Source organism: Actinomyces graevenitzii C83, from assembly GCF_000239695.1.
Taxonomy (GTDB): domain Bacteria; phylum Actinomycetota; class Actinomycetes; order Actinomycetales; family Actinomycetaceae; genus Actinomyces; species Actinomyces graevenitzii.
Genome location: NZ_JH470338.1, coordinates 1,060,853 through 1,073,430, shown reverse-complemented (window position 1 = coordinate 1,073,430; position 12,578 = coordinate 1,060,853). Strand labels below are relative to the sequence as shown.

At 61.1% G+C, this 12,578-nt stretch carries 12 protein-coding genes, 3 tRNA genes and 1 pseudogene; 11 read left to right on the top strand and 5 right to left on the bottom strand.

The features are described 5' to 3' along the window. Entirely contained in the window at positions 1-762 is a 762-nt protein-coding gene (locus tag HMPREF0045_RS04620) for an isoprenyl transferase (protein WP_005985981.1), read from the top strand. A 79-nt stretch (positions 763-841) separates the two neighbouring features. On the opposite strand, the gene HMPREF0045_RS04615 is transcribed toward HMPREF0045_RS04620, so the two are convergent. From HMPREF0045_RS04615 to xseA, 4 genes and pseudogenes are all read right to left on the bottom strand, one after another. Beyond that, positions 842-1,027, bottom strand: a complete 186-nt coding sequence (locus HMPREF0045_RS04615) for a hypothetical protein (protein WP_146002411.1) — start codon at positions 1,025-1,027, stop codon at positions 842-844. A 364-nt stretch (positions 1,028-1,391) separates the two neighbouring features. After that, a pseudogene (locus tag HMPREF0045_RS04610) lies at positions 1,392-2,306 on the bottom strand (carbohydrate kinase family protein); the annotation flags it as partial. Positions 2,307-2,342: 36 nt separating this feature from the next. Further along, positions 2,343-2,570 (bottom strand): exodeoxyribonuclease VII small subunit, encoded by a 228-nt coding sequence (locus HMPREF0045_RS04605; RefSeq protein WP_005985978.1) that lies wholly within the window; start codon positions 2,568-2,570, stop codon positions 2,343-2,345. 54 nt (positions 2,571-2,624) lie between these two features. Next, on the bottom strand, positions 2,625-3,995 hold the full coding sequence (gene xseA, locus HMPREF0045_RS04600) for an exodeoxyribonuclease VII large subunit (RefSeq protein ID WP_005985977.1): 1,371 nt from the start codon (positions 3,993-3,995) through the stop codon (positions 2,625-2,627). Positions 3,996-4,029: 34 nt separating this feature from the next. Between xseA and HMPREF0045_RS04595 the strand changes: the two genes are divergently transcribed. Together HMPREF0045_RS04595 and htpX are read left to right on the top strand one after the other, a co-directional pair. Next, a complete protein-coding gene (locus tag HMPREF0045_RS04595; protein ID WP_005985976.1) occupies positions 4,030-5,058 on the top strand; it encodes a 4-hydroxy-3-methylbut-2-enyl diphosphate reductase in 1,029 nt (342 codons plus the stop codon). 39 nt (positions 5,059-5,097) lie between these two features. Beyond that, the gene (htpX, locus tag HMPREF0045_RS04590) at positions 5,098-5,970 is read left to right on the top strand and encodes a zinc metalloprotease HtpX (RefSeq protein ID WP_005985975.1); all 873 of its coding nucleotides are present in this window, start codon (positions 5,098-5,100) and stop codon (positions 5,968-5,970) included. A gap of 230 nt (positions 5,971-6,200) precedes the next feature. Here htpX and HMPREF0045_RS04585 read toward each other — a convergent pair whose 3' ends face one another. Next, the gene (locus tag HMPREF0045_RS04585) at positions 6,201-6,698 is read right to left on the bottom strand and encodes a YajQ family cyclic di-GMP-binding protein (protein ID WP_005985974.1); all 498 of its coding nucleotides are present in this window, start codon (positions 6,696-6,698) and stop codon (positions 6,201-6,203) included. A 188-nt stretch (positions 6,699-6,886) separates the two neighbouring features. Between HMPREF0045_RS04585 and HMPREF0045_RS04580 the strand changes: the two genes are divergently transcribed. The 8 genes from HMPREF0045_RS04580 to HMPREF0045_RS04545 all read left to right on the top strand — a co-directional run bounded on the left by HMPREF0045_RS04580 (position 6,887) and on the right by HMPREF0045_RS04545 (position 12,564). Beyond that, positions 6,887-6,968: transfer RNA gene (locus HMPREF0045_RS04580), tRNA-Tyr, on the top strand. 110 nt (positions 6,969-7,078) lie between these two features. After that, positions 7,079-7,151 (top strand) — tRNA-Thr (locus tag HMPREF0045_RS04575). A 38-nt stretch (positions 7,152-7,189) separates the two neighbouring features. After that, positions 7,190-7,263, top strand: a tRNA-Met gene (locus HMPREF0045_RS04570). Between the two features lie 61 nt (positions 7,264-7,324). After that, positions 7,325-7,495 carry a 50S ribosomal protein L33 gene (gene rpmG, locus HMPREF0045_RS04565; protein WP_005985973.1) on the top strand — a complete coding sequence of 57 codons (171 nt, stop codon included), beginning with the start codon at positions 7,325-7,327 and terminating at the stop codon, positions 7,493-7,495. A gap of 79 nt (positions 7,496-7,574) precedes the next feature. Beyond that, positions 7,575-8,360: a MaoC family dehydratase gene (locus tag HMPREF0045_RS04560; protein ID WP_005985972.1), complete on the top strand. Its 786-nt coding sequence runs from the start codon at positions 7,575-7,577 to the stop codon at positions 8,358-8,360. A 285-nt stretch (positions 8,361-8,645) separates the two neighbouring features. Further along, positions 8,646-9,863, top strand: coding sequence for a UDP-N-acetylmuramate dehydrogenase (locus HMPREF0045_RS04555; protein ID WP_005985970.1), 1,218 nt, complete (start codon positions 8,646-8,648; stop codon positions 9,861-9,863). Between the two features lie 251 nt (positions 9,864-10,114). Beyond that, entirely contained in the window at positions 10,115-11,194 is a 1,080-nt protein-coding gene (locus HMPREF0045_RS04550) for a DMT family transporter (protein ID WP_005985967.1), read from the top strand. Between the two features lie 131 nt (positions 11,195-11,325). Beyond that, positions 11,326-12,564 (top strand): phosphotransferase, encoded by a 1,239-nt coding sequence (locus tag HMPREF0045_RS04545; protein ID WP_005985966.1) that lies wholly within the window; start codon positions 11,326-11,328, stop codon positions 12,562-12,564. Positions 12,565-12,578: the final 14 nt, after the last annotated feature.

Here is a 12,578-nt window from a genome sequence, read left to right as displayed (position 1 = left end):
ATGGCTGGCGACAACCTGCTCTATGACGTTTACGAACGCCGGTTGTTGGCGCAGCTTGACCGCTCTAAAGTTCCCGCACACGTAGGTGTGATCCTCGACGGCAACCGCCGCTGGGCTAAATCCCTAGGGGTAGGCGCCGCCCACGGACACCGGCGCGGGGCAGATAAAATCGCTGAATTTTTAGGTTGGGCCGAAAATGCCGGGGTTGAAATTGTTACCCTCTGGCTGCTTAGTACCGATAACCTCTCGCGTGACCCGCAGGAACTAGCGCCGCTGCTGGACATTATTGCTAGCGCCGTCGAAAACCTGGCCAGTGCCAGGCGTTGGCGACTGCGCATTGTGGGCAGCGTGGAATTACTACCCCAACCGGTGGCCCAGCGGCTACTGGCGGCAGTAGAGTCCACCAGTGCCTTTGAAGGCATGGAGGTTAATGTGGCCGTGGGCTACGGCGGGCGTGAAGAAATTGCCCAGGCGGTGCGTGACGCTTTAGCTGAGGCTGCCGCCCAGGGGCGCACCCTAGAAGAAGTGGCCCGCAGTCTGTCTGTGCGCGACATTGCTGAGCACCTGTACACCAAGGGCCAGCCCGACCCGGATCTGCTTATCCGCACCTCGGGTGAGCAGCGCCTTTCGGGCTTCCTGCTGTGGCAGTCAGTACACTCGGAATACTACTTCTGCGAGGTTAACTGGCCGGCCTTTAGGCACATCGATTTCCTGCGCGCGCTACGCGACTATGCCCACCGCGAGCGCCGCATGGGTAAGTAGCTCGCCTTACATGGCCGGGTAGCTGGTGCGCTTAAAGCTGTCCCGGCCGGGTAGCTAGAGGGCCTGGCAGGAGCCAGTTTTAGTGCTCTTTAAGCCAGTAATAGTGCTTATAGGCGGCAAAAGCTGCGCCCGCAAAGGGAACTATAAAGATGATCAGCGTGTAAATCATGCGGTCATAAAAACTGCGCTTACCGGCAAACAAGACATAGACCACTGCCGCGCAGTCAACTAGGGCCAGCAGCGTCATTACGATTTGGGCAAACAATTTTGGCCTTAAATTTGTGGGTAGTTCCAGGGCCTTTAGCAGGCCAGGGGCATAAGGCGGGGGTGGCTGGTGGGCCACCCCCAATCCGATTAGGTCCCTAAACGTCCCTAATCGCGTTTATGCCTGAAACTTAGCAGTTTCCGCAGCACTCGTGCTTAGTCTCTTCAGCTGCGCCTTCGGGCGCGGCGGGGGCGACTGCGTTCTTAGGTGCGGTTTCTTCAGCTGCGCTCTTAGGCGCGTCTGAGGTAACTGCCTCTTCGTGAGTGACAACTTCCTCTTCCTGCACTGCGGCAGCGGCGGCCTCTAGCTCAGCGCGGTAGGCGGGTTGTGCTTCGATCAAAGCGCACGCCCTAGCAATGACCTCTAGCTCAGCGCGGGTAGGCGGGTTAGCGCCCGGGCGCGAAACGGTGATGGCGGCAATTGCAATGGCGTGGGCGATTACGCGGCGCAGGGCTTCTTCGCTGATGTTGTGTAGCGCCTCGCGGTTTTCGGCGCCCAGCAGGCCTTCAGTCCACAGCCCGTCGATGATGCCGCCCATGAAGGAGTCGCCGGCACCTACCGTGTCTGCTACTATAGCCGGCTGGGAGGGTACTTCCAGGCGCAGGCCTGAGGAGGTTACTGCTAGGGCGCCCTCGGGGCCACGGGTAACCACCGCAATGGCCGGGCCTAGCTCCAGCCAGGAACGCAGGGTTTCTTCCTGGTCAGCGCCGCTAGTTAGCCACTCCAGGTCTTCGTCGGAGCACTTAACTACGTCTGAGGCGGCGATTAGACGCTCTACCAGCGGGCGGGCGTCACCGGGGGTGCCCATCAGCTGGGGGCGTACATTGGGGTCGTAAGTGATGGTGGAGGTCTGGCGGTAAGCTGCCAGAACGGCCTGCACGGTTAGGCGCCCCGGCTCCATAATGGCGCCGATAGAACCGGTGTGTACCGCTAGCGGGATGTTCTTAGAAGGCGCCGGCGTGGGCGGGTTCCAGTCCAGGTCAAAGCGGTAGGTGGCGGCGCCGTCTTCGCCAATAACGGCAACAGCGGTGGAGGTGGCCTCAGCCCCGTCAGAGCCCTCAACTAGGGCAACACCGTTAGATTCAAGGTGCTTGCGGACTAGCTCGCCGCGTTCGTCCTTGCCGATCCAGCACACCAGCTCGGCTTGGCGGCCTAGGCGTGCTAGCCCTAGGGCCACGTTCGCCGGGGACCCACCCGGGATTTCCTTAGTGGTAGCGTCCAAGCCGACGACGACGTCGACAAGGGCCTCACCAATGACTAATACGCGCGGTTCGCTCATTAGGGTTCCTTCAATTTGTGGCTGCAGTGCTTGAAATCAGCTCTGATCGCTTTGGGTGGCTGCTTCTAGGCGGGCTCGGGCCTGGTCTAACCAGTTTTGGCAGTGCGTGGCCAGAGCCTCACCACGTTCCCACATGGCCAAAGATTGCTCCAGAGGGGCGTCGCCGGCCTCAAGTTGGCGTACTACCTGAGCTAACTCAGCGCGGGCTTGCTCATAACTGAGCTGGTCAACTTCGGTCGGTTGGGCAGATGTGGGTGTGGTCATAGTCTGATTGTGTCATGAAGTTGCGCTTTTGGGTGGGTCTGGTCTCATTTTGGGCTAGTCGAGCCGCTTGGGGTTAGTTCCCATCACCTGTGCGATTAGCGAGCCGTGAGCCACGATGGCTTCCAGCAGGGTGCCGCGTTTGAGCTGGTCTACTTCAGTGACCACATCGCCATTAGATTGGCGTAAAACCGCGTATCCACGGTCAAGCACTGACTGGGGGCTAAGCGCGCGCAGTTTAGCTAGATCAGTGTGTAGCTGGGCTTGGCTAAGGGCCAGTTGGTGGTCTACCGCCCGGCGCATACGCTGGGTCAGTTCGCGGTCTTCTGCTTGACGCAAATTAATGACGGCGTCGGGCTGGCTCAGCACCGGGCGTGAACGCAGCTGCTCTAGGCCCTGCTGCTCACGCTCCAGGCGGGCTTGCCAGGCGGTGCGCGCCGCAGCCACGGTGGTCTCCAGGCTGGCTAGCTCCTCAAGCAGGTCGGGCACGATCCGCCGGGCGGCGTCGGTGGGGGTGGAAGCGCGAAAATCAGCCACTAGATCCAGCAGCGGGCAGTCGGTTTCGTGACCAATAGCGCTGACTAGCGGGGTGTGGCAGGCGGCAGCGGCGCGCACCAGGGCCTCATCGCTAAAAGGCAGCAGGTCCTCGACCGCCCCGCCGCCTCGGGCCACAACAATCACATCTACTTGCTCGATTTGGTCCAGCTCAGCAATGGCTCGGGACACTTCTGCGACGGCGTAGGCCCCCTGCACAGCCACCTCACGGATCTCAAAGCGGGTGGCGGGCCAACGCAGGCGGGCGTTGTTAATGACGTCGTCCTTAGCTTTAGCTTGCCGCCCACAAACCAGCCCCACCACACGCGGCAAGAAGGGCAGCGGACGCTTACGGGAGGGGTCAAATAGACCCTCAGCAGCCAAGGCGCGGCGCAGGCGCTCAATTTGGGCTAGTAACTGACCTAAACCAACCGGCCTGATCTGGTCAGCCACCAGCTGGAAGGAGCCGCGCTTGAGCCAGTAGGTGGGTTTAGCGTGCAGCACCACCTGGCTGCCTTCCTCCAACGGCGAATCCATGGCGGCCAGCACCTTGGCGTAGGTAGCTACCGTCATGGAGGCCTCAGTTTCACTGTCGCGCAAGGTCATAAACGCCATAGAGGCACCCCGACGCGGGTTGAACTGCACCACCTGGCCGCTGACCCACACCGGCGTCATCTTGGACATGTAGGACTCCACTTTTTGCGCCAGCAACCGCAGCGGCCAAGGGTTTTCGGCAGTGGTGTCGCGGGCCAGGGCGGCCAGTTGGCGTCCGCCGCCATTGGGGGAGGCCTGGCTAGTTACGGCCTGGTTAGCTATGGCCGGGCTAGTTGCGTTGGGGGCGCCCGAATTTACGCCGACGGCGTGGGGCGGGTTACTACTTGTCACGGCTACCACTGTGCCACGAATACAGGCCAGGTACCCTGTACCTATGACCACAGCCTCGCCCAAAAAACTTCTGCTGGCAGCCCCACGCGGATACTGCGCTGGCGTTGACCGCGCCGTGGACGCCGTCGAGAAAGCCCTAGCCCACTACGGAGCCCCCATATACGTGCGCAAAGAGATTGTGCACAACAAGTACGTGGTGGAGGCGCTCAGTCGTCGCGGAGCCATTTTTGTCAACGAAACTGATGAGGTGCCCCCGGGCGCTCGCGTAGTGTTCTCAGCCCACGGTGTGTCCCCGGCAGTGCATGAGCAGGCCGCCGCCCGCCACCTGGCCACCATTGACGCCACCTGCCCGCTGGTAACCAAAGTGCACAAGCAGGCGGTGCGTTTCGCCAAGGGCGACTACGACATCATCTTGGTGGGCCACAGCGGACACGAAGAAGTTGAAGGCACCCAAGGTGAGGCCCCCGAGCACATTCAGGTAGTTAACGGCCCTGAAGAAGTAGACCAGGTGCAGGTGCGTAACCCTGAAAAGGTAGTGTGGATTTCGCAAACCACCCTAAGCGTCGATGAAACCATGGAAACCGTGCGCCGCCTGCGTGAACGTTTCCCGGCCATGATTGACCCGCCCAGCGACGACATTTGCTACGCCACCCAAAACCGCCAGGCCGCCGTCAAGCAGATGGCTCCGCGCGCTGACGTGGTGATTGTGGTGGGTTCAGGTAACTCCTCCAACTCGGTGCGCCTAAAGGAAGTGGCCCTAGAAGCCGGCGCTAAGGCCGCCTACCGGGTGGATTACGCCAGCGAAATCGATCCCAGCTGGCTAGAGCAGGCCCAGAGCGTGGGGCTAACCTCAGGGGCGTCCGTGCCCGAAATTTTGGTGCGCGAAGTGGTGCAAAAGCTAGCAGAATACGGCTTCACCGACGTCGAAGAGTTACGCACGGCCACAGAGAACATTGCTTTCTCGCTGCCCAAGAACCTGCGTGCGGATCTAAAAGCTGCTGAGGCTGACGGCGAGGGTGAGCCGCGCCCCCTTCACGCCCGCCGCGAACCGGCCCCTGACCACACCTGTTAGCGTAACTTTAGGGGCCCTTAAACCCCTAGACTTACCTTCATGAAGCGTCACTATCACAACGGCATTAAAACTTTTTGGCTGCTGTGCCTGATGTGGGCGATTTTGATCGCCTTCGGTTACGTATTGGCGCGAGCATCGGGATATTTCATCTTTATGCCGCTGTTCGCGCTGATCGCCGTGGGCCAGACTGCCTACAGCTACTGGAACAGCGACAAGCTGGCCATCCGCTCTATGGATGCCTACGAGGTGACGCCCCAGCAGGCCCCGGAGCTGTATGAGATTGTGCAGGAGCTGTCCTCAATTGCAGGCCAGCCCATGCCGCGCATCTACATTGCCCCCACCATGAGCCCTAACGCTTTTGCTACCGGGCGCAACCCCCAGCACGCGGCGGTGTGCTGCACTGAGGGTATTTTGAACCTGCTTGACCGCCGTGAGCTGCGTGGAGTACTGGGGCATGAGCTCAGCCACGTGTACAACCGTGACATTCTCACCGGCTCAATTGCCGCCGGTATGGCGGGGATTATTTCCTCGGTGGGCACCATGTTCATGTACTTTGGCACTAGCTCGCGCAACCGTAATGAGCGCGACAATGGGGCGGCCGCAATGGGCTTGGTAATGGCTATTTTGGCGCCGCTGGCAGCTGGTTTAGTGCGCTTGGCGGTTTCGCGTACACGTGAGTACGACGCCGACGAGGACGGCGCCTCACTCACCGGTGACCCGCTGGCTTTGGCTAGCGCGCTTAAGAAGCTTTCGGGCGGCGTGCCCAACTACCCCATGCCGCGTGAGCCGCAGGTGGAGAACCTGTCGGCCATGATGATCGCTAACCCCTTTGGGAACCTGGGGCAGGCTATGAGCACCCACCCGCCCATGGATAAGCGCATTGCGCGCCTAGAGCACATGGCCGGTTACTGACGTTTGTGCTTGGGCCGCGTAAACAGCCCAAAAGTAGGCCCTGGCTTCTCCTTAAGAGAGTGCCAGGGCCTTACTGCGTGGGTCCTTATGGTCCTTACGACTATGGTGCGCCGGCTGCCGGTGCAACCACGCCGGGGCCTTAGCGCTGGGCCTTACTGCGTACCCTTACGACCATGGCCGCGCCGTCGCCGTCGCCGTCGCCCCTAACGTTAGGGCCTTAGCGCTGGGACTTAGCGGTAGTTGGTGAACTGTAGGGCGGCGTCGATGTCCAGTTCCTTAAGCATGGCGATTACCGCCTGTAGGTCATCGCGGGACTTGGAGGACACGCGCACCTCATCGCCCTGGATCAGGGCCTTGACGCCCTTGGGGAAGGACTCGCGGATGGCCTTAGTGATCTTCTTGGCGTTTTCCTGGCTCAGGCCCTCACGCAGTGGGCAAACCAGCTTGTAGAGCTTGCCTGAGGCCTTGGGCTCCTTGTCACCCAGGTCCAGGACCTTTAGTGAAACCCCGCGCCTGAACAGCTTGGATTCAAGTACATCTAGGGCGGCCAGCACGCGCTCGGCAGAGTTGGCGGTGACGGTGATGGTCTCGCCGGCTAGCTCGATGGAGGCGTCAACCCCACGGAAGTCATAGCGCTGGCTGATCTCTTTGCTGGCTTGGTTGACGGCGTTGTCAACCTCCTGGCGGTCATATTTGGAGACGACGTCGAACGAGGAATCTGCTGCCATGGTGTGCCTTTCTTAGGTTTGAGCTGGGCATATAAGTCTATGTGAAAGCGGGTTTAGCCGCATGATTACAGCCATTATAGCCAGTGTGACCAGGCTCCCACTAAGATAAGTTGGCATTTGGGGGTGCAATCTTGCTAATCTTTCACGGCACCCAAACGGCAGGCATGCTTGCCCGGCGGAATGCAATTGGCAGGTTTCCCGAGCGGCCAAAGGGAACTGACTGTAAATCAGTCGCAGTATGCTTCGGGGGTTCGAATCCCTCACCTGCCACGGTAAGGCACTTCGGTGTCAAGCCAAGTTCGAAAGAACGCTGTAGTGATTGAGATCACACGGAACGGACTTGCGAAAGCAAAAAAGTTCCTTATAAGATTTCGGTCGTTGCCCCGATAGCTCAGTAGGCAGAGCGTCTCCATGGTAAGGAGAAGGTCAAGGGTTCGATTCCCTTTCGGGGCTCTCGCTATGGCGGCCCACCGGCCGCCTTTAGTGTTCCTGGCGAGGTAGCTCAGCTGGTTAGAGCGCACGACTCATAATCGTGAGGTCGAGGGTTCGAGTCCCTCCCCCGCTACGCAAGGTTCGTTGCAGCGCCACTCAAGGGCTGCTCGAGGATCAAACAAGAGGAGTACAACGTGGCTAGCAAGTCCGCCGACGTTCGCCCCAAGATCACTCTGGCTTGCTCGGAGTGCAAGGAGCGCAACTACATCACCAAGAAGAACCGTCGTAACACCCCGGACCGTCTGTCCCTGAAGAAGTTCTGCGCCCGCTGCGGTAAGCACACCGAGCACCGCGAGACTCGCTGAAACAGATAGTCTGAGAGTTTCTCAGCTTTGCCCCACGCTTTTAGCAGCGTGGGGCGTTTTGTTTTTATAGTATTGGTTTATGTCCGCACCAGCCCAAATAGTTTCGCTAGAGCGGCTTGAGTCGAAGACGACGACCCTAGCCAACCTGATTAACTTCATCCTGCCCCACAAGCCTTATGCTGCTGCGGTGCGTGCAGCTGAGCTGGTTGTGGCCGCCAATGTGGGCTGGCCGCTGGTGCGCAGCGGCATTGGCCCCACTTGGGAGGGGATGCTGCACCGGCGCATGGCCCTAGAGATACGCCAGCCCTTGCCTTGGGTGCATGATCAGGCCCAGGTGGAGCTGCTGATGCTGCGTTCACGCCGGGCTAGGAACTGGGAGTTTTGGGATTCACGCATCCACCTAGACCGCCCGGACATGCAGGTGCGGCTGACTGACTTTTTTGCTCGCAAGGTGGGGGCGCCGGGAACGCTTACTTCCGACGTCGCCAAGGCGGAGCCGCTGCTGTATGAGGAGCTGGAGGTACCTGCCCAAAGTACCCCGGTGACGATTACTTTTAAGCATTTGCGTAGCTGGTCACGGGTAATTGGGGATCCCAACTCAATTCATTCTTCAGCTCGCGCGGCCCAGGCTGTGGGGGCGCCAGATGGGAGCTTGGTAGTGCACGGCAGTTTGCTGGCGGCCTTGTCGCTGTGCGTGCAAAGCGTCGATGAGCTGGTGATCCCGCAGGGCTTGTTCCGTGAGCAAAAGTGGAAGTGGCACTTTAAGGAGATGGTGACGCTACCGGAGCTGGGCGCCGTCGACGTCGTAATCACCCCCCAAGGTGACATTTACAGCGCAGACAAGCTGGTAGTCGCTGCCAACTGAGATGCCGCCAATTGAGACACTGGCGGCAGGCCAGGGCAGGGGCAAGACAGGCCAAGGGGGCAAGGCAGGGTGGCGCAACCAGGGGGCCAGGACAGACCCCCAAAAGTCCCTTCTCACAAACACATGCAATTTCATCCCTTCCCTATGATTTAAACGCGTATTTTCATAGGGAAGGGATGATTTTGGGTGTAGATGCAGGTTTTGGGTGTATTTGACGGGGGCATGGCTGCGCCGTCAGCATGAAACCCTCCTCATCACCCACACACAAATGACTACTCTGGTGCCATGACAGAAGCTACCGATTGTTCCCTGCCCCTGCCGCACCGCGACATCGCCAAGCCCACTCCCGTTCCCGCCCTGGCTTACCCGCTGGGTGCGCAGGCCCCCACCACCCTGGCGCAGCTGACCACCACCCGCATCGGTGGCCCCATCGCCAGCTACCTGGAGGCCCACAGCGAGCAGGAAATGATTGAGGCCATCAAACAGGCCGACGCTGCCGGCACCCCGTTGCTGGTGGTAGGTGGCGGCTCCAACCTACTCGCCTCCGACGCCGGCTTTGACGGCCTGGTGCTACGCGACGCCCGCAGTGAAATCTCCATCAACTCAGATACCCAATGCGGGGGAGTGGAGTTCACCGTCACCGCTGGTATGAGCCTAGATGAACTGGTTTGTGAAGCTATCGCCAATGAGTGGGCCGGTTTCGCCCCGCTTTCAGGCATCCCGGGCACGGTCGGCGCCGCCCCGGTGCAAAACGTGGGCGCCTACGGCACAGAAATAGCTGAGCTGGTCACTGCCGTGCGTGCCTGGGACCGCCTCAAGGGCCGTGTGGCTTACCTGGCCCTAACCGACCTGAAACTGGCTTACCGCGACTCGCTACTCAAGCAGTCCCTGCGTAGCGTAGAGGCCGGTGGCGGACGACTGTGGGGCCCCACCGGGCGCTGGGTGGTGCTCTCGGTTACCTTCCAGGTGCGCCAGGCCTACATGAGCCACCCCATCGCCTACAAGCAGCTAGCTGGCCACCTGGGCGTGGAGCTGGGCGACCGGGTGGAGGCCACCGACCTGCGCCAGGCGGTGCTGGAGCTGCGCCGCTCCAAGGGCATGGTGCTTGACCCGGCCGACCACAACACCTGGTCTTCAGGCTCTTTCTTCACCAACCCGGTGCTAACCCAGGAGCAGGCTGACAAGCTCCCCAGCGAGGCCCCTCGCTTTGAGGTCACCGACCACTCCATGATTGTGGGCACCCGCCCCGCGCCGGTTGTGCCCGGGCTGGTTAAGACCTCGGCAGCTTGGCTGATCCAGCACGCCGGCTTTGGTCCGGGTTTTGCTCTCGACGACGCCGCCCCCGCCTCGCTTTCAACCGTGCACGTCCTGGCCATCACCAACCGTGGCAATGCTAGCGCCGCCGACATTGAGGCCCTGGCCAAAACCGTCATCGCTGGCGTGCGCGACAAATACGGACTGACCTTGGTGCCCGAGCCGGTGCGTGTAGGCCTGGACTTCTAACCAGCCCAGGGCTGGCCCGTTAGCGCGCCGGCCCGCCCCCAGCTGGCCCGCCACCCGCCTGGCCGTGGAGGCATGCTAGCCCGTCAGCGCGCCGGCCCGCCGACCGCTCTGCGGCCCGCCAACTTACCGGCCGCCCCTGGCCGAAAACTGGACGCTGGCGTGCAACCAGCCAAAATACAAGCCCGCTGGAGGGGACTAAAGTCACCCTCCAGCGGGCTGTTTTACCCTCACTAAGCCGTTAGCATGGGCTAGTGACCCTACGCCAGTTTTTTCATAATCGTGATACGTCCCTACTAGCCACCCTCGCACTAATCTTCGTGTCGCTAGTGTGGGGCGCTAGCTTCTACCTAACCAAGGAAGTACTAGCCGAAGTGTCGGTTATCGACTTCCTTGGTTTGCGTTACGGCTTGGGCACACTAGTGACGGCTGTAGCCATGTACCCCTTCTACCGTCGCGCCAGCAAAACTGTGTGGATTCACGGATTCACCATCGGTTCCATCTATGCCTTTGGTCAGGTGCTACAAACTGAGGGTATGAACTACGCTTCAGCCTCCGTCTCTGGCTTTATGGTGAGCCTGTACGTGGCCGGAACCCCGCTGGTGGGGTGGCTAATGTTTCGCACCCGAGTGGCACACATTACCAAGGTAGCGGTGGCCCTGTCGCTGGCCGGCGCCGCCGTGCTGGGCCTGCGCGGGCTGGCTTTGGGCTATGGCGAAGCCATGCTTATCGGTTGCGCCATTGTTTTCTCCCTGCACGTGGTGCTCACCGGGCGTTACGCCACCGCTAAAGACGCCTTGGCGCTCGCGGCTATTCAGCTGATGGTTACCGGTATTTGGCTGGCTTTGGTGGCCGCTCCGGGTGGTATTGGGGTTCCGCACACCACTAAGGGCTGGGTTTCTTTGGTGTTCTTGGTGATTGGTTCGGGCGTGTTGGCGCTGCTGGCTCAGACTTGGGCCCAGTCGCGCCTGCCTGCCGCCCGTGCCGCCGTGATTATGGCTCTGGAGCCAGTGTTTGCTTCGGCCGTGGCCGTTGGTTTTGGCGACGAGCAGGTAACTACCCGCCTGCTGCTAGGTGGCGCACTGATGATCACCGGTATGCTCCTGGCTGAGGTGGGTCCTTCTAAGCTGGCTGCGGCCCGGTTGCGTAAGGCTAATGCCGCCAAGAACGACGACGTCGCCGCTCGCCCCGCTACAAAAACTTCCGGCCCCGCTGGGGAAGCTGGTGGCCCCACCGAGCCCACTGACGCCGCCGAGACCGCAGGCGCCGTCGCCAGCCTGGGCGCCGTCGAGACCACGCACGCCGTCGCCACTAAAGAGGCCGCCGTCGCTTAAAGCCACCAAAAAAGTCAAAGCGCCGGTAGAAATCGCCCCACAGCCTGAGGGCACCTAAAAAATGGCGCATAATCGCGCTTTGGGCCCTGCTAAATAGCTAAAGCAGGGCTAATAATGGCAAACTTGTATACATGTTTGGAGGCAACGAGCGCGATCAGGTTGCGCTTCTGACCGGCCCGGGTGTGAATTCAATCCTGGGCGCAGCATTGGCGCCTTTAGGCCTGGAGCTAGTTACCTCACGTGTACATTCTGTGCATCACCGCCCCGGCGCAGGGGTCACGGTTGGCTACACGGCAGTGGTGCGCGGCCTGGCCGGTATTCGCGGCACTGAGTACCTCTGTGCCACCACCGCCCGCCTCAAGCGCCCTGACGCGCCTGGCCTGGTGCGTGTGGACACCGGCGTGACCCCGGTGTATGTGTGGCGTCACCCTGGTGACCCGGAGCTGCCGGCGCTGGCGGTGGCCTGCACCCCTTCGCTATTGTCGGCGCGACTAGGCGAGCAGGTTTCTACCCGCATGGTGGCCTACCGCCCCACCCGCCGCGCGGTGGTTAAGGTCAGCTACGCTGACGGCTCGGGGGCTTTCGCTAAGGTTTTGCGGCCCGGCCATTCTCATTCTTTAGCTGAGCGTCACCGCATGTTGACGGCGGCGGGCGTGCCCTCACCTAGGGTGCTGCGCGATGACCCTGACGGCCTGGTGCTGTTGACGGTTGGTCCGGGTAGGCCCCTGTCTAATCTTCTAGCTGGCGGCATGAGTAGCAATGACGCTTCTGACATGTTTATGCGCATCACGGAGTTGCTTGATGCGCTGCCCAGCGAGGCCCTGACTTTGCCCACGCATCCGGCCTGGTCTGAGCGCGTGCACCACTATGCGCATGCGGCTTCGACGGTTTTGCCGGCTTACGCGGGGCGTATTAACGCAATTGCCGACGGCGTAGCTGAGCTTATGGCTGATTCGGATCCGGGCCCGGTGGTTCCGGTCCACGGCGACTTCTATGAGGCTAACGTTTTCACTGAGGGTACCGAGATTTCTTCGCTGCTGGATGTGGACTCGCTGGGGCCCGGTCACCGCGTGGATGATTACGCCTGCCTGCTTGGGCATATGAGCGTGCTAGACCATTTAGCGCCGGGCACCTATAAGCGTTTGCGTCCGATTTTGGATGAGTGGACTCGCCAGGCTGGGCGCCAGGTGGATCCAGTGTCGCTGTGGGCGCGGGCGGCGGGCGTGGTGCTGTCGCTAGTTTCGGGGGCTCGCCGTGAGGGTAATGCGCCTTGGCGGGCCGACGCCGAGGGGCGCCTGGCTGCTGCCGAGAGCTGGCTGGCGGGGGCGCGCCAGATGTATGCCCGGCGCGGCACCCACATCAACCTTTAATCACCTAAAACTAA

Coding starts and splice junctions, on each gene's coding strand:
- HMPREF0045_RS04620 (WP_005985981.1), top strand. CDS start 1: ATGGCTGGCGACAACCTGCTCTATGACGTTTACGAACGCCGGTTGTTG.
- HMPREF0045_RS04605 (WP_005985978.1), bottom strand. CDS start 2,570: ATGACCACACCCACATCTGCCCAACCGACCGAAGTTGACCAGCTCAGT.
- HMPREF0045_RS04595 (WP_005985976.1), top strand. CDS start 4,030: ATGACCACAGCCTCGCCCAAAAAACTTCTGCTGGCAGCCCCACGCGGA.
- htpX (WP_005985975.1), top strand. CDS start 5,098: ATGAAGCGTCACTATCACAACGGCATTAAAACTTTTTGGCTGCTGTGC.
- HMPREF0045_RS04585 (WP_005985974.1), bottom strand. CDS start 6,698: ATGGCAGCAGATTCCTCGTTCGACGTCGTCTCCAAATATGACCGCCAG.
- HMPREF0045_RS04560 (WP_005985972.1), top strand. CDS start 7,575: ATGTCCGCACCAGCCCAAATAGTTTCGCTAGAGCGGCTTGAGTCGAAG.
- HMPREF0045_RS04555 (WP_005985970.1), top strand. CDS start 8,646: ATGACAGAAGCTACCGATTGTTCCCTGCCCCTGCCGCACCGCGACATC.
- HMPREF0045_RS04545 (WP_005985966.1), top strand. CDS start 11,326: ATGTTTGGAGGCAACGAGCGCGATCAGGTTGCGCTTCTGACCGGCCCG.